The 16,242-nt window shown below is 45.8% G+C and carries 11 protein-coding genes; 2 read left to right on the top strand and 9 right to left on the bottom strand.

The genetic code is table 11. The annotated features are described in order from the left end of the window. Positions 1-18: 18 nt before the first annotated feature. From CLV42_RS14170 to nfi, 5 genes are all read right to left on the bottom strand, one after another. Positions 19-3,462 carry a SusC/RagA family TonB-linked outer membrane protein gene (locus CLV42_RS14170; protein ID WP_106602583.1) on the bottom strand — a complete coding sequence of 1,148 codons (3,444 nt, stop codon included), beginning with the start codon at positions 3,460-3,462 and terminating at the stop codon, positions 19-21. Between the two features lie 60 nt (positions 3,463-3,522). Next, positions 3,523-4,575, bottom strand: coding sequence for a FecR family protein (locus CLV42_RS14165; RefSeq protein ID WP_106602582.1), 1,053 nt, complete (start codon positions 4,573-4,575; stop codon positions 3,523-3,525). A gap of 45 nt (positions 4,576-4,620) precedes the next feature. Then, positions 4,621-5,235 carry an RNA polymerase sigma factor gene (locus CLV42_RS14160; RefSeq protein ID WP_106602581.1) on the bottom strand — a complete coding sequence of 205 codons (615 nt, stop codon included), beginning with the start codon at positions 5,233-5,235 and terminating at the stop codon, positions 4,621-4,623. 76 nt (positions 5,236-5,311) lie between these two features. Further along, positions 5,312-6,388, bottom strand: coding sequence for an acyltransferase family protein (locus CLV42_RS14155; protein ID WP_106602580.1), 1,077 nt, complete (start codon positions 6,386-6,388; stop codon positions 5,312-5,314). 109 nt (positions 6,389-6,497) lie between these two features. After that, entirely contained in the window at positions 6,498-7,175 is a 678-nt protein-coding gene (gene nfi, locus CLV42_RS14150; protein ID WP_106602579.1) for a deoxyribonuclease V, read from the bottom strand. Positions 7,176-7,468: 293 nt separating this feature from the next. Here nfi and CLV42_RS34190 point away from each other — a divergent pair, with 293 nt between their 5' ends. Beyond that, on the top strand, positions 7,469-7,636 hold the full coding sequence (locus tag CLV42_RS34190; RefSeq protein ID WP_211303455.1) for a hypothetical protein: 168 nt from the start codon (positions 7,469-7,471) through the stop codon (positions 7,634-7,636). A gap of 8 nt (positions 7,637-7,644) precedes the next feature. On the opposite strand, the gene CLV42_RS14145 is transcribed toward CLV42_RS34190, so the two are convergent. The 4 genes from CLV42_RS14145 to CLV42_RS14130 form a co-directional block, all read right to left on the bottom strand. Next, positions 7,645-8,100: an SMI1/KNR4 family protein gene (locus CLV42_RS14145; protein ID WP_106602578.1), complete on the bottom strand. Its 456-nt coding sequence runs from the start codon at positions 8,098-8,100 to the stop codon at positions 7,645-7,647. Positions 8,101-8,239: 139 nt separating this feature from the next. Continuing rightward, entirely contained in the window at positions 8,240-8,719 is a 480-nt protein-coding gene (locus CLV42_RS14140; RefSeq protein ID WP_106602577.1) for a hypothetical protein, read from the bottom strand. 2 nt (positions 8,720-8,721) lie between these two features. Then, positions 8,722-12,807, bottom strand: coding sequence for a polymorphic toxin-type HINT domain-containing protein (locus CLV42_RS14135; RefSeq protein WP_106602576.1), 4,086 nt, complete (start codon positions 12,805-12,807; stop codon positions 8,722-8,724). Between the two features lie 9 nt (positions 12,808-12,816). Continuing rightward, the gene (locus tag CLV42_RS14130; RefSeq protein WP_106602575.1) at positions 12,817-15,108 is read right to left on the bottom strand and encodes a fibronectin type III domain-containing protein; all 2,292 of its coding nucleotides are present in this window, start codon (positions 15,106-15,108) and stop codon (positions 12,817-12,819) included. 623 nt (positions 15,109-15,731) lie between these two features. On the opposite strand from CLV42_RS14130, the gene CLV42_RS14125 reads away from it, so the two are divergent. Then, positions 15,732-16,226, top strand: a complete 495-nt coding sequence (locus CLV42_RS14125; protein ID WP_106602574.1) for a hypothetical protein — start codon at positions 15,732-15,734, stop codon at positions 16,224-16,226. The last annotated feature ends 16 nt before the right edge of the window (positions 16,227-16,242 follow it).

Genomic DNA, 16,242 nt, shown 5'->3' with positions numbered 1-16,242 from the left:
CGTAGTAGTTTTAATAGATTAGAATTTCACCATCAGGTTCGCACCGAAGCTTCTTGTGCGTGGAATACCGAATGCCTCAAAACCTTGTGCATTGCCATTTGTGTAGCTGGACTCCGGATCGAAGTTGTCAGTCTTTTTATACAGGATGGCCAGGTTACGTGCCACAAAAGAGATGGACGCACTCTGTATGAATTTCATTTTCTGTACAGGCACCTGATAACTGAAGATCACCTGACGCAGTTTTACAAAGCTGCCATCAAACAGGAAGTGGTCTGTATAGTTTTTGGTATTGTCATAGTAGAGACGCAGGTTCGCTACCGGGATCGTATTGTGATATTCATTGCCACTCTGGTCAACTCCATTCAGCTCCAGCCCATTTTCCCTGCCTGCCAGTGTTTTCTTGTGCAGACCGAAACGGGTAGCATATACATCTGTACCGGAGAATACTTTGTTGCCAAACTTGCCATCTACCAGGATATCGAGCGACAGGCGTTTGTAACTGAAGGTATTGCTCAGACCCATGGTCAACGGTGGTACACCATTACCCAGGGCTACCAGGTCGCTCTTCTGCTCATAACCAGTTGTGCTGTTGTACACCGTTTGTCCTTTCGCATTCTTCACTGTAGTATATCCTTTGATAATGCCATAAGGCTGTCCTACTGTATTGTGTATGAATGCCCAGCTACCTACGCTCGTCGCCATCTGCAGCGTGGTAAGGCCTGCGGCCAGCTGCTCTACCTTGCTGGTATTATGCGCCATGTTGTAGCTCACAGACCAGGAGAAGTTCTTTGATTTAACAGGTGTACCGGTTAACAGTAACTCAATCCCTTTGTTAGACAGCTTACCTACGTTCAGCAAGGCGTTGTTATAACCGGAAGCAGTAGATACGGCTGTACTTACGATATCGTCAGTAGTCTGTTTCTTATAGTAAGTGAGGTCAATACCCAGCCTGTTGTTGAAGAACTGCACTTCACCACCTACTTCATAGGTAGTAGAGGTCAGCGGTTTCAGGTTGGAGTTGGTTACCAGGTTCACACCGTTGGACTGTGTGATCTGCTGTACCGGACGACCCAGGTGACCACCCTGTACCATGGAGTAAGTCTGGTTCAGGATGTAAGGATCAGGCGTAGCACCGCCCACCTGTGCCCATGAGCTGCGCAGTTTGGCGAAGTTGATCACCTTAGGCAGCTTGAACGCATCTGACAGCATGATACTACCACCTACAGACGGATAGAAGATGCTGTTGCTCTTCGGACTGAGTGTAGAGAACCAGTCCTGGCGGCCTGTGAAGTTCAGGAAGATGATAGATTTATAATCCAGGTCTACGGAACCGAATATTGAGTTGGTAGCAACTTTGTTCCTGGTTGGCGTAGTAGTGGAAGTAGTCAGGTTGGTAGAGCTATAGAAGAAAGGAATAATAAACTGTGTACCGGTGATAGCTGTCTGGTTGGAATTGAAGCGACGGGCATTCACACCTGCCAGCGCATTCACACCGATCGTACCGGCAATCTTGGTGTTGTAGTTAGCAGTCACCATAGAGTTGGTCTCTGCCACTGCATTTCTCAGTTCACTGTACTCACCTGCGGCACCGGTTGTATATACTGTACCGGTTGGGATGATACCTACATAGTTGTAGTTAAAGAAGTCACGGCTCACAGTCCCTTTTACGTACAGGTTCTTCAGCAGATCATACTTCACACTTGCCTGACCGATAAAACGGTTCTTGGTATCATTATTCTTAAACCTGTTGACAACGAAATAAGGATTCGATGCATACGCAGTTTCATTCCACTGGATCTCACGGCCTGCGGCATCATAACCAGGATCAAGCGCGCGGATATCTACTGTGTTGGCGATCATATAAACGCCCCAGTTCGGGTTACCGGTGGCATCCCCGGAACTGGAGCGGTTGGTCGCATTCTCAACATTATATTGCGCTACAGCTTCTATGCTCAGATTTTTACCCAGGAAAGCATTCAGGTTCAGGTTCGCAATCTTCTTGTCGAACTTGGAGTTGGGAACGATGCTTTTACTGTTGGTATTAGAGAGCGAGAAGCGGAAATTTATGTTTTCGCTACCACCGTTGAATGCTACAGTATTGGTATAGGTAGATCCTGTACGGTAGAAGTTTTTGATATTGTCTTTCTGAGGAGAATAGGTATGCATTTTACCATCGAAGGCGATGTACTGCGTACCATCCATTTTAGTACCCCATGAACGGCGGCCATAGGTAATAGCTTCTGCCTGTGAAGTTGGCTTCAGTCCTTTATCACCCTGACCATATTCATATTGCCAGTCAGGATGTACGGATGGTGTTTCCAGCGTCATGGTCGTATTGTAGTCTACACCAATACCTTTGCGGGCACGACCTTTTTTGGTGGTGATGAGGATCACACCATTTGCAGCACGGGAACCGTACAATGCAGCAGCAGAGCCACCTTTCAATACGCTGATAGTTTCGATGTCATCAGGGTTGATACCACCGATACCATCACCTCTGTCCACGTTCTGTCCACCACCACCGGTAGTAGGTGCACCACCTGGTGTGGTATTGTCTATCGGCATACCATTCACCACATATAAAGGCTGGTTCTCACTACCCAGTGAACTGTTACCACGGATGATCACACGGCTGGAACCACCAGGACCACTGGCCAGACTGGTGGCATTCACACCCGCGATCTTTCCGCTCAGTGCATTGGCGATGTTCACCTCACGTGCCTGTGTGAACTCACTACCTTTTACTTCTGTTACGGCATATACCAGCGCCTTTTTCTCTTTCCTGATACCGAGGGCTGTTACTACTACTTCAGACAGTGATTCATTGGCTTCAGAAAGGCTGATGGCCAAAGGAGCACCTGCATCTGTTACATTCACTTCCTGTTTGGTGAAGCCCATGGAGCTTACGATCAGTACGAAGGGAGGAGTGGCACCTTTCAGGTTCAATTCGAAGCTACCATCAGCAGCAGCCATTGTAGCAACCGCTGTGTTTCCCTTGAGCGCAATGCTGGCACCGGGAATGGGTGCACCATCAGGACCTGTTACCTTACCTTTCAGCTTATCGGCCATCAGGTTGTTTACATTCAGCACGGTCGCCACTGTTGGCACATATATGGAATACTGTGTTTTGTTAATACGCATGTAGGCTAATGAAAAATCTGACAGCAGCAGCTTCAGTGCATCGTCTGCGTCCAGGCGTTCTGCTTTTTCGATAACATCAGCAGATACAACTTTCCCATCTAATAGTCCCTCTTTGTAGGCAATGCGAATATTCTGGAATTTCTTCAGCTTTATTAAAGCTTCTTTCAGGGACACTGTTGCTGATACATGTTTTACAGGGATCTTATCTGACTGCCTCATGGCATACATCGTGGGCGACTGTGCACCGGCAGATAGGGCAATACCTGGCAGCAGGGCACAAGAGAGCAGCCCCAAAACGAGATTTTGGTTCAAAATGTTCATAATTTTTTTTTACGTGTCCTAGTTTTTCCCGCGGCGTTTACGCGCGTGTTTTTCCCGCTGTTATTTTCCTGAAGTGATGACAAGCGCCTTCTCTGAAGGTTGCTCTATTTTGACATTCAGCGTTGTGGTAATTACAGTCAATAGTTCCTCTACGTTAGCTACGTTGATATCTCCTTCGATCTTTAGCTTTTTGATTGATTGTTCACTGACTTTTACAGTGTAACCATAATTGTCCTGCAGTGTTTCTATTATCTCACTTAATGTAGCATCAGTAAACGTCAGTGGTACCTGTGTCCAACGTTTAATTGATTCTGGTTTGTTTATCTTTTTAGTTAGTAATAAATGATTGTCTGCATATTCGATATAGTCGCCCGGCAACATCACCATGGCTTTTGGTGCAGCAGCGCCGGTGAATCCTACCTGGATCTTTCCTGTTACCAGCCCTACTTTGGTTTTTCCGTGGCGGCTTCTCACATTAAAGGATGTTCCCAGTACTTCTATTGTCAGTCCATTGCTATGTACCAGGAAACGTTGTCCTGGCCTGATATTGGTTGTATCACTGTTCAGGTGTTTCACATCAAAGAAGGCTTCACCGTCTACCCACACTTCCCTTGCGGAAGTCGTATCCCATCGTTCACTGAAAGCGATGGAAGAGGAGGCATTCAGTGTCACCACAGAATGGTCGGGCAGCGTGATGGTTCTTTTTTCACCATAGCCTGTTGCGATTGTTTCCCGTGAAGGTTTGCCCAGTTTGTTGTAGACCAGGTAACCACCTACAGTAGCGATCAGGACAACAGCTGCAGCCCTTACCCAGGTGCTCATGCGGCGGATCAGCGCAGGACGGCGGTTGTTATTAGCCTCTATGGTAGCGGTGATCCTTTCCAGGACATGTGCCTTATTATCCCTGTTTTCCCACACTTCCTGCGAACGGTAAGTACGGATCACACTGACAGCAAACTCATAGTTGACAGCAGCAGATGGGTACTGTGAAGGGAATTCGCTCCAGAACTGTGCTACATGGGTATCCTGCTCTTTACCTGACACCCACTTAATAAAGGCGTCATCGTCCAGGAAGTCTTCCAGTCTGTATGTTGCATATTTCTCATTGTTCATCACGATATTCCCGATTTACTACTATTAGACATGACATGGTAAAAATTATCCCTCCGGAATCAACATTTTTTTTGAAAAACTTTTAGAGAGGAAAAAGAGTACACTTAAAATGGTCAGGAAACGCTTATCTGATACCTTTTGCAGGTTGTCGAGGGCTTTATATAATAACTTATAGGTTGAGCTCATATTGATGTCCATCATGACGGCGATCTCTTCATAGGACATTCCTTCATAAAAACGAAGGAAGATAATCTCCTGCTGACGGGCAGGCAATGTATTGACCAGGGCGATCACCTGGCTTCTGAGTTCCTGTTCTTCCTGGCGGAAGGAAGCATCGGGAATGAAATTCACCGTAAATCCTCCGGAAGCATTATCCAGTTCTACAAATTTGGAAAGGGACTGTATTTTACGGAACAGCGCGGAGCGTAGTGCTTTGTACAGATAGTTTTTCACAGAGGCGGGATCCCCCAGCCGTGTGCGGGTAGTCCATAATCTTACAAAAAGATCATGTACTACATCCTGGATCAGGTCCGCATCCTGCGTAAACTTGCGGCCATAATTGTTCAACAGTTCATAAAATTCGCCGTAAAGCGCAGTAAAGGCGTCCCAATCCCCCTGTTTAAACGCATTCCACCATAACACGTGGCTCTCCGATTGCATTGGCAGTAAGTTTAGGAAGACGATTGCCTAATAATACAAAAAAAATACCGGCCAGTGGTAACATTTTCGTTCCACATCAGATTTTTACGATGATATTCCTTTTATACATGATCCATACCGGAATGAACATTAATAACACCAGTGTAATGGCTGCGGCCAGGGATGCATTGAGCGGAGAAAAGAATCCGGAATAGCCCCTGAACATACCACCAGACATCCCTTTAAAGATCATGGGAATAGCGCCCGACAATACATAGGCTGTAATAGCATTCCTGCCAAAAGCTACAAAAGGCGGCGTGAAACGTTGATATCGCTGCACATCGATCAGCCAGTAGGATAATGCCAGCCCCATGGCGGCCAGTCCGCCGGTATAAAGCACAAAAGAACTTGTCCACAGGGATTTGTTGATCGGGAAAAATCCATCCCATACCAGGCCTGCGAGCACAGACAGAAAACCAGCCACAAACAGCCAGGATACTTTCACTGCATCTTCCTTATCCTTACGACGTAGCCAGTCGCCCGTCATAATCCCCAGCAGCCCCGTTGAAATGGCCGGCAGGGTACTTAAAATACCTTCAGGGTCCCAGGTGCGGGCCTGCTTCCAGAGATGCTGCTCTCCCATCACCGTACGGTCCAGCCATGCCGCCAGGTTAGTGCCGGGCTCCAGGTTCGCCGGACCAATACCAGGTACAGGCACTAATGTCATCAGCAACCAGTATATCACCAGAAACGAAAAACAAAGCCATATACGGGCTGTAGGACCCGTTTTGATATAGAGTATGGAGATGATCAGAAAAACGATCGCAATGCGCTGTAATACGCCTAAAATCCTCAGATTATAGAAATCAAAAGAGGGTATCAGCCGAAAAGCCAGTCCGATAGCAAAAATGATCGCTGCCCGCCGGAAGATATGCAGCATCAGTTTTCCATGTCCGCCGGTATCTGCCTTACGGCTGCTCAGCGCAAAAGTGACGGATACGCCTACCATAAACAGGAAGAAGGGAAATACCAGGTCGGTAGGTGTGCAGCCATTCCATTTTGAATGTTCCAGCGGGGGATAAATGTATGACCAGCTTCCGGGATTATTGACCAGGATCATAGCAGCCACGGTCAAGCCCCTGAAAAAGTCGAGCGACAGGAGTCTCTGTTTCATTTACGTGAACAATTTGATTTCGGTTGATTCTTTGCCTTGCTGGTAAGATAATGGAATAATTGCTATGTTGCACTAACTGTATCTGGAAAATAGTGTATACAGATCCTGGTTATCTGCTCTTATATGCCAGGAAGGCTTCCCTCCCATAATGATCAGCCTTACGGGTCGTTTCCGGCAGACGGAATTCCGTACACATTTTCAGCACCAGGCGGGTAGCTGTATCCAGCGAGATCTTGTGTCCTACAGACACAAATACAGGGTTAATACCTGCTTGCGTCCGCAATGCATTCCCGATATGCTCGCCATCGTCCTCCGCCAGCAATGGACTGACGGCACCACGTTCAGGAGCAGGTTGTTCATAGTTCCCGAATAATCTTGTCTTGCCACATCCCAACGTAGGTTTATCCAGTAGAACTCCCATGTGACATGCTAGGCCAAAGCGACGCGGATGCGCCCTCCCCTGTCCATCACAGATGACCACATCAGGGAGCTGTTGCAGCTTCTTCCATGCTTCCAGCAGTACCGGCATTTCACGGAATGAGAACAGGCCGGGAATGTAAGGGAACGATACCTCCATACAATGTGTGGCTACTTCCACGACTTCCAGTGTGTGATAATCCAGCAATACGAAAGCACCTGCGATGGCCTCGCTGTTCTTATCGTATTCCACGTCTACTCCCGCGATCAGCTTTATCTCAGCGGGCAGGTAGTCCGACTGGATAACCTGCCCTCTCAACTGTTGCTGAATGTCGATTGCTTCCTGTTCTGTCAGATTCGGATGTATCATGTTGTATGTTGCTGCCTGAAAGTTAAATATATGTAAAACATCATATTAATCCTGCAAAACGCAGTAGTAGTCTGTAACTTTTCGCTCTTGCGCCCCGTTATACGTTTTTCTATACCGCGTTATCAACCAGATTATTTGTAATGAAACAGATCTTTATTTATTCATGCCTTATCTCTATTCTATCGGGTTTATGCTGCTCAAAGGAACATGACAGATCTTTTAAGGGGCTTGTAGCAGCGGCGGACAATTGCTGTTCATCTCAGGAAGGGGGCAGACTTTACAAGGTTAACATTTTGGGGACAGACAGTACCATTACAACCGTATTACCGGCTGAGATCAGTCTGGGTGATACCATTGCATTCAACATGCATGCTACAGATACGCCTCCGGCAGTGCTTTGCCTGGCCATCTGCCTGGTGCCTGAAATGGTACGCCTGTCAGATGTAAGTAAAGTGCATTAAGGAGAATCCTATTTTTTGATAACCCCATCAAACTTTAATACTTTAGTCAGTTCTTCTCTGATCAGTTGTGAAAATGAAGGCTTGAAAACCTCTGCCTTACCTGCATCCAGGACATATACCGTGGGATCATCTTCCTGCTGCTCACAGTCAAAAAAATAAGAAGAAAGCCCCTGCCACTGACCAAAGAAGAAATGGCTGTCTTTGATCACGAAAGAACCGTTGCCCATATCTTCTAATGCCTTCACAGCATCTTTCCTGTTTTGCGCCAGGTAGGATACTTCGCTGGAATAATTTCTGAGGATACGTCCCTTTTTTTTACCGAAAATGGAGATAAACTCTACGTAGGCTAAAGGTAGTTTCACATTATACTGCTGTTCGATCGCTTTGACCTCGCCCTCATTAACTCCCTGAGGATCACCCAGGTGTTTCGCATATTGTTGTAAAAAGTCCAGATATTTTGCCATCTGTTTAATCTGATATAGGGGATAATATTAATAATATTTTTTATAACATTAACGGATATTTATGAAAATCAGTGTGTAAAGATGAGAAAGGCTGCTCGTCGATGACGAACAGCCTTTCAAACTATCATTTAAAGCCGGATTAAAACTCCCTGCTTACACCATAAATGCTATACCTGATAAAACTGGCCCTCCACATATACGTACCGACATTCATCAGCCTGTCTCCCGAGTAATAAGGCATCATCAGGTAGTCGTAAATGAAATCGCCGGGAGACGTTTGGCTATAACCCCTGAATGTGATACCATTCATTTCAAAATAGACCTCCTGTCTCACCTCCCGTTCTTCAACGCGCAGATATACCTCCTGAAAAAGCGACTTTAATACAACTCCTGCACTTATAATGTTGTCCATCACGCGGGCAGGATCATTCCGCAGGTAAAGCATGAATTTCCGGACCTCTTCCCAGTCAACATCTCCATCAGGGAACACACTTTTGTCTATACGAAGGTCTGTTTCATAACCGCCGAAGTAATCTGCGCCCTCCAGACACCATTCCTGGTGATATTCGTCATAACTGAATAAGAAGGTTTCATTTCCAAAGACCAGCTCTTTTATCATACTTACCTGTTTCCAATCATATTTACTCCCTGCAATATAAAGAAACAATGTGGGCAACGGCACATAGAACCAAACCGATTTCCCCTCACCATACAATCTATATGAGAAAGTTGTGATTGTGTTGTAATTTTTACTCCTGTTGCAGCCTCGATTTCTCTGGTAATTACGTTAACAGCCAACACTTCTGCATGTTCACCTGGACCATCGGCAGCCCTTACTTTTCCTAAAGGCACATCCTTGTATAAAGTCGTATACAGCTGCCCTCCATCCATCGCATCGTCACGGATTATTTTCAGATAAGTAAGACGTCGTTTGAACATATCTATAAGCGGGGGCTCTGTCTTCCACTGGTAATTGAACCTGACAACAACACCACCAGGTCTGCCCTTATAAGTAGCTGAAGCTCCAATATAATTAGCATAATTTGCTTTCCCAACAACATCCTCCGTTACCTCGTTAAGTGGCTTGGCAAGACTAGCATTATATGGATTACTTGTACTTACTTCTCTATATACCATAGGCCAGTCTTTATGCTCCATATCTGCATAAGATAGATTGAGATAATAGTCACGATCCGTCTTCCAGTGCGCCAGGAACTCAGGCGCATCCGCCATACGTTCCAGCGTTTTAGGATGGGCTTCCGCAAAATCTTTAGCGAATAGTAATTTCTGCTCTGCAGTCAGTGTATTGTATTGATCAAATAACTTACTGATTTTTTGCACTCGTGCTACGATACCTTCCCCTGCCCATGCCTCACGGAGCCGGGCGAGACATTTGTTCATCTGAGCCGCGGTAACCTTATCTCCTTTGTTCTCTGAACGGAGCATGATTGCCTCAAACCGCTCCCTGAATTCTTTCTGCGTCTCTTCACTCAATACTCCAAATCCCTTTTTCCCCTCCATAATCTCCTTCACCAAGGCAGTACAGTCGGGATTAGAACATCTTTTTAATATTCCCCGGATTTGGTACAGTTCTTCAGTTGCGCGGATGGCCGGAAATTCATATAAAATCTCCCATACATCTGTAGAAAGCTCTTCATTATCAAACTGCTTCAGGAAATTCGCCTTTGGTGAGCCTTTTGCACCACCTGCAAAATCCTTTTCAAAAGCTGGGAAACGGTCTTCCGGAATGCGGCTTTTCAGCCTTTCAAAAATCTCACAGGAATTATGTACTACAATACCTTCACTGCCTATACAGTAATTGTGTGTAATACTGGTTTCAAAATTGTAAACCGTTACACTGGTATCGATCGGTAGTACTGCGGTGAGTGTGGCAAAGGCATGCCTTGCCAGTCTGAGACGCCATCCTACTTTCAGGTCAGCAGCGCTTTTCCAGCCATTCTCTGTAAGGTAAGGATGCTCTGGTGTGGAGAAGATCGTATCACGGCCCGTAATGATACGCACCAGTTTCGAAGCATGTTTTGTGAAAGCATGTGAAACCTTCTGCCAGGTAGTATCGCCATTAGCCACCTTCACGCCAAGCACGGTATCATCTTCTTTAATCTGTTCAATAGGTACAAGACCGACTTTCGTACGCACGGGTGTTCCTGCTATAAAACAAGCGCCTCTTATACATTCCACACTCTTATTAGCTCGTTGTACAAACATCAGGTCTTCCACAACTTCAGACGCATTTTCTGCCGTACGGATAGAAACCTCATCCACTGTACCTACCAGACGAGCATCCTCTGCAAATGTCACCGTTGTTTTATCCAGTACCAGGGTTCCATCGCTCATGGTATGCATCACCTGTTGATTTGCCCCATCTGTAAATTTGAGCAGGTTACCACTCCCTTCGGTCTTCAAAAACTTTAAGTCCTTTATTTTGGCAACAGTATTTGAAATTCCGCTGTATACCTGGTCTTTGATGGCCTTAAACCAGGTCTTGCCATATCCTGCTGCAATACCAGCGTCCTCTATTTCTTTTTTAAACCGGAGGATTTGCTTTACTGCTTCGGGATCCTTCATCAGATATACTAACCCCTCCTTCTCCGCCCCGTAAAATGACCTAAGGAATTTTGTCGCTTCTGCTCTGGATAACCTGGCAATAACACCATTCGTTGCTGTAAAACCCAGACTACCTAACTGCAAAAGGTTGGTTACGTCATAACAGTCTTTGATGAACGCAGCCAACTTGCTATCCGGAGGTATAGCGCCTGTCTCTACGGCCAGATGACCGAGGGCAGTTACTTTCGATCCATATTCGATACCCTTGTAAACATAGTTGGCTACTTTTCCCAGGTATGCCAGTTCTCCTACCGGTGTCACCAATGTGATCACATCAAAAGCCATTACGACACCTTTACCCACATTCTGGTTTAATTCCTTATCAGCTGCATACTTCAGTACAATAGCCGGCAGATACTGTGCTTTATGCTCGTTTTGATCTGACGATTCTCCTACAGCTGTTGCCAGCAATCCTATATCGGATTTATTTGTAAATGACACCAGCTGCCATGCCTTTAACTTAATTGGCTGTTCTGGTACCCATTGTGGCTCAGGGGGATATTTCATCTCGTAGTAACCAGCAATATCTACTGTACCCATGGCAGGCACAACAACATTGTTCAGGAGCTTTTGTATAAAGGTGTTATTACCTTTGGCATACTCACGCATAGACTCCTGCAGCTTGGTATATCCATCCACATTTTGGATATATTTCAACTGCGATTTTGTAATGGTGACTTCATCCAGCTTATTATCCAATGTCACATCATAACTATTGGTCCCTGGAGGAGGCTGGGCAAACAATTCCAGTGCATAGCTCTTATCCCATATTATTGTCCGGTCCAGCTTTCTCGGATCCCTATAAAAATCCAGCGCATCCTCAGCAATAGCAGGCGATGATTTCGCAATGTTGATGAAAACCTGCATCAGCCGTGTATAGGTTTTATCTCCGATCAGATGGTCTGATATGCCATTTACCAGCAAATGCAAAAGGGTTAACTCGCTGGTTTTCGCCGGTAATACCTCAGCTTCTGCGGCGTCGTCTGCCTTTGAAACAAAGTTATTCAGCTTATTAAGATCATCTCTCAATTTTCCTGCATCCTCTTCAAGATTTGCGGTTGACAGAAGATCCACTATCATTTCTGCACCAGTGTTGGTAATTATCGCTTGTGATGCAAGCATTTTAACCGCATAAATACGCTGCTCATAGGTAAACTGGTCATAGGCATTCGCACTGATTGTTGACAGTAACGCCTCCATTTCCTCACGACTCTTGACAGACATTATCTTATCCTTCACAGATGGCAGCAATGCAAAGTCCGAGTTATTCTCACTGATGACATCTATAAAACTCTTTATCAGCCGATAACCAGTTGCCCCTTTCACCGTCGCCAGGTGTTTCGACACCAACAGATTATAGGATTGTACATCCTGTCCCTCCAGGTTAGAATACCAGGAAAACATCTGGAGTTTCTTATACCGCCGTTTCCTATCGTAAATCCGGTAATTCACCATGCCGACGCACGCTGTATTGAACGCCAGCTTTTCGCCATTCTCAGGTGGAGCAACCACTAATGATGTTGATATCCCTTGCAAAATAGCTGTTGCATCTTTTTTGGCATTCTCCGCGATGTCGCCGTTTTCCGTTCCACTGGCGTCTCCCCTGCGGTAACTCATCAACGTTTCCAGATCAAGTCCCGGAACATCATAGATCATCGGTATAAAATCGATAGTCACCAGATAGGTCCGTATTTTGGCATCAGGAGCTGTATTGCATTTCCGTAACTTCTCCTCCAGTTCATCAAGATCTTCACCAGCGGGTACAAGGAAATCGCCGGCTGTCTTATCACCGGTTATACTACCTGCGATATAACTTATCTTTCTCTGTCTGATATATTCCTTATCCAGTTTGTCTATCTCCCCATCTATCAGGTCTGCTGTATTGATGTGCAATACATAGTGGTTCTGAGATGACAGTCCCTTTTCATCATTTAGTTTATTTTGCAGGACCAGCTCCTTAAAAGCCATCCTACCCCTTTCAATTACCTTCACCATCAGGCTGTCCCGGTCTGGTACTGCGAAGCCCACACCGGCCTGTAGTAACAGGATAAATAAGAGTATATATCTGCGTAACATGTTCATATTACCTGCTTATTTATTCAATAGATCAGTTATCATTCCCGCCAGTTCCTGTTTCAGATTATCAACGATCACTTCGTCTTCCACCTCATCATTCCTTTCCGCAATGATGTAATCGACGAGATTCTTACCATTTATTTTCAGTACCTGGGTTATAAATGCATAATATTCTTTGCTAGATATATGCTGGTCAAACATATCTACAACTGCCATTTTATTCTTCTGCAGTTCCGCCTCTTTAAATGCGACACTCAGTTTTGAAAACGCATCTTCTTCCGGCGCAGATACATCTACACTATCTATCACAATGACCACCACATTATTACTCTGGTTGCCATTTGCAGGCAACGCTCTTCCATCGAGCAGCGCTTTCTTCGTATCGCTGATCATATCATTTAATGCCTTGCGACTGGCATTGAAATCCTCATTGATCTTTGCACGCTTGCTGTCGTTATAATCTGATTTCAGGCCTTTGACTGCCTTCACCAACATATCAGTCACCGACTTCACGAATTCCTCCTTCTCTTTATTCACCGCATCCACTTCTTTCTTCGCCTCATCAAATGCTGCTGCTGCCTTGTCCTTCTTGTCTTTGGCAGCCGCCTTCTCTTCCGGCGTTTTTGCATTATCATATTCCGTCTTCGCTTCGTCGTAATCTTTCTTGGTCTGCTCCAGCTTATCGGCGGCTTTGATAATACGGTCCTTCAGATCTTCCGGCAATTCATCCTCCGCCAGTTTCCTGATCTCGTCAGCCAACTCTTTCACTGTCAGGTAGTCGCTATCTATCGTCAGATGCGCCAGATCATTCACTACACTCGCCAGATCTTTTACGGTCTGTATGGCATCGTCAACGCCCACTACCTGTGCTGCCGTGCTATCGAAAGTGGTTTGTATCACACCGCTCAGCAACTGGTGGTTGGTATTGACAGTGATATTGTTAAAGGTCACTTTCACTCTCGTATCACTCAGGAATGGGATCATTACATAACCTGTTCCCTGGAATGTACCAGCGCCAGATACGCTTGTAAGACGAACCGGGAAGTCGCCCGCCAGGATCAGGTCTCCATTCTTCAAATCCTTCAGCTGCTCCTGGTTAGCCAGCTTGATATCAGGTAATAGTCCACAGTTTTTATTATCAGCCGTATCTCTCGCCGGCATATCGAAACCATGCAGATCGCCCATTGTTTTTATTGCTGACACACAGTAACCACCTACGCGATACTCATAACTTCTGCCGGGCACCGCATCTAAAATGGTGGCATGCGTGTCCGTTGTTTTTATGTTGAACCAATCTGCGCCGTTTTTATTCGCTTCGCGATATTCCAGTATATATTCAGACATCTGGGGTTGTGGTAACCAATTGACAGTAACGGTGTTGTTCTCTACCGTTGCCAATGCCTGCTGCGGTGGCTGACAATTTTCCTGTAATACGAACCAGTAAATTTCACTGTACCCATTGTTCAGGAATACATCATATTCATCAACGCCCATTTTCGCCTTTGCCTTGATGCGCCATGCGTATCGCTTGCCCGGCAAGAGCGGAGGCTCTGCAGGGCCGTACAATAACGTTGTTGTAGGGGTAGTGGTCTGATATAAAGGAGGGGAATTCAGAAACGCCGCTTCCGGTGCAATGACCGTATCCCATAGCTCTGTCAACGTGAACTCGTATTCCGTCTGGAAAGCAGCATTGGCGCTGCTCATATGCCGGGGTGTCCAGTTGAAGATAATGTTCAGGGGTTCCCTGAATGGCACGCCTCCACCCTTGACCGGCAGGTTCAGTAAAGGCGGCTGACTCATACTGATCCAGGCAGGCGGAGAACATCCCTGCGTACTATTGCTGACCTGCTGGCCGCTATTAACTTCTATCGCCTCTACACAGAAAGTATAATATCCATCCGGCAGGTGAATGTTCGGCATTAATTGCGTAGGTGGGATACCCGCAGCATCGAGATTGCTCAACTGAAAATAAGGCGCCAGGTCATCCAGGCTGAGTCGCGTGGGAATACCTGCATCCAGCTGAATAGTTGGGTAATAAACATAATCCTTATTACGCAACACCGCATTCCCGCCTTTGATAGTAAAGCGTAAGCGGACGGACATTGTGGGATGCTGCAGGTCGGTGTTCAACAAGGTGACAATCATTCTGGCCTGCGTGCCCGTGTATAGATTAACCAGCTGCGGCGATACAGGTTGCAGTAACTGCACCTGTACTCGTACAGGATACTTCTGCGCCACCGATCTGAAATAACTGGCACACAATAGTATGCCTGTCAGCAGCGCTATACGGAATGTATTATTTTTCATCTTCTGATGCTACTTATTTTTACAATTTTTGACTGCATACCCATTGAAGTCGGCAGTAAATTGTCCATTAACCGGGTTGCTTATGCCAGTAATTTTATTTGTAAAACTGATATTGTGGGTGCGGTGTATGCCGTAGGTTATCTTATCCATAGGTAGGGTCTGGTGTACTAAGTACAAACAAAGACGAATATATTAAATAATGTTAAAATGGATATATTTTTTTATATATCTGAGGGGAAAAAGAAATGAGGGAAAAGTTGCCGGTCTCTGGTTAACGGCTAATGGATAAAAGGCCTTTCGCATCAAAAAAGCTGAGACGTATATGTTATACCGGGTCCCAAATAAAATGCCAGAATGTAGGACATTTTACACAACGTTCCTTCCTGAGCACGGTCTCAATCGGTTGCTATCATTGCATTTTTAAGGTTATTCTGCCGCAGTAAAAAATTTATCCCTGTCTGCTAAAACCGTTTACTGAAGCTCTTTTGGACGCCTCTATCCTTCGTATATAAACGGTGCTGACAGACAGCGTGTACGGCTGTACCCGGTACTGACTGGTACGAAAGTAGTATAACATTTATCCGAATGGGCCTTGAAACAATATATCACCTAAAATTCATGGCATGAGAAACGGTACACACGCAAGTACAGACATTAAAAAGATCAGCGATACAAAGACAGTAAAACAACGTATGAATGGCAACAGCGCCAGAGATATCGCTGTTATTGCCGGAATGAGCGCTATTGCGGGTTCCCGTACAACATTGGCGCCTGCGCTGATCTTTCCCGACAGTAAAGTATTAACATTAATGGCTGCCGGAGAGACCTATGTTGATAAACTCCCCGGCATAGGCGACAGGATCGCGCCTGCGGGTCTGATCAGCAGAAGTATTTCAGGCGCCCTTACCGGGGCCATCGTCAGCAGAAGAAAACGTAAAAGCATGTGGCTGGGTGCGCTGATAGGCGCTGCGGCAGCCTGTGCAGGCGCTTATGTAACTTACTATGCAAGAAAGAAATTCGGGAAGATGACCGGCACACCTGATCCTGTTGCAGGACTTGTAGAGGATGTTGCCATGATCTGCCTGGGCAGTATTTTACTGAACGACGACCGAATATAGACTATGTATAAACCTA

Source organism: Chitinophaga ginsengisoli (assembly GCF_003014595.1).
GTDB classification, from domain to species: Bacteria; Bacteroidota; Bacteroidia; order Chitinophagales; family Chitinophagaceae; genus Chitinophaga; species Chitinophaga ginsengisoli.
This window is presented reverse-complemented; position numbering and strand designations above follow the sequence as displayed.

Coding starts and splice junctions, on each gene's coding strand:
- CLV42_RS14170 (WP_106602583.1), bottom strand. CDS start 3,462: ATGAACATTTTGAACCAAAATCTCGTTTTGGGGCTGCTCTCTTGTGCC.
- CLV42_RS14165 (WP_106602582.1), bottom strand. CDS start 4,575: ATGAACAATGAGAAATATGCAACATACAGACTGGAAGACTTCCTGGAC.
- CLV42_RS14160 (WP_106602581.1), bottom strand. CDS start 5,235: ATGCAATCGGAGAGCCACGTGTTATGGTGGAATGCGTTTAAACAGGGG.
- CLV42_RS14155 (WP_106602580.1), bottom strand. CDS start 6,388: ATGAAACAGAGACTCCTGTCGCTCGACTTTTTCAGGGGCTTGACCGTG.
- nfi (WP_106602579.1), bottom strand. CDS start 7,175: ATGATACATCCGAATCTGACAGAACAGGAAGCAATCGACATTCAGCAA.
- CLV42_RS14145 (WP_106602578.1), bottom strand. CDS start 8,100: ATGGCAAAATATCTGGACTTTTTACAACAATATGCGAAACACCTGGGT.
- CLV42_RS14140 (WP_106602577.1), bottom strand. CDS start 8,719: ATGATAAAAGAGCTGGTCTTTGGAAATGAAACCTTCTTATTCAGTTAT.
- CLV42_RS14135 (WP_106602576.1), bottom strand. CDS start 12,807: ATGAACATGTTACGCAGATATATACTCTTATTTATCCTGTTACTACAG.
- CLV42_RS14130 (WP_106602575.1), bottom strand. CDS start 15,108: ATGAAAAATAATACATTCCGTATAGCGCTGCTGACAGGCATACTATTG.
- CLV42_RS14125 (WP_106602574.1), top strand. CDS start 15,732: ATGAGAAACGGTACACACGCAAGTACAGACATTAAAAAGATCAGCGAT.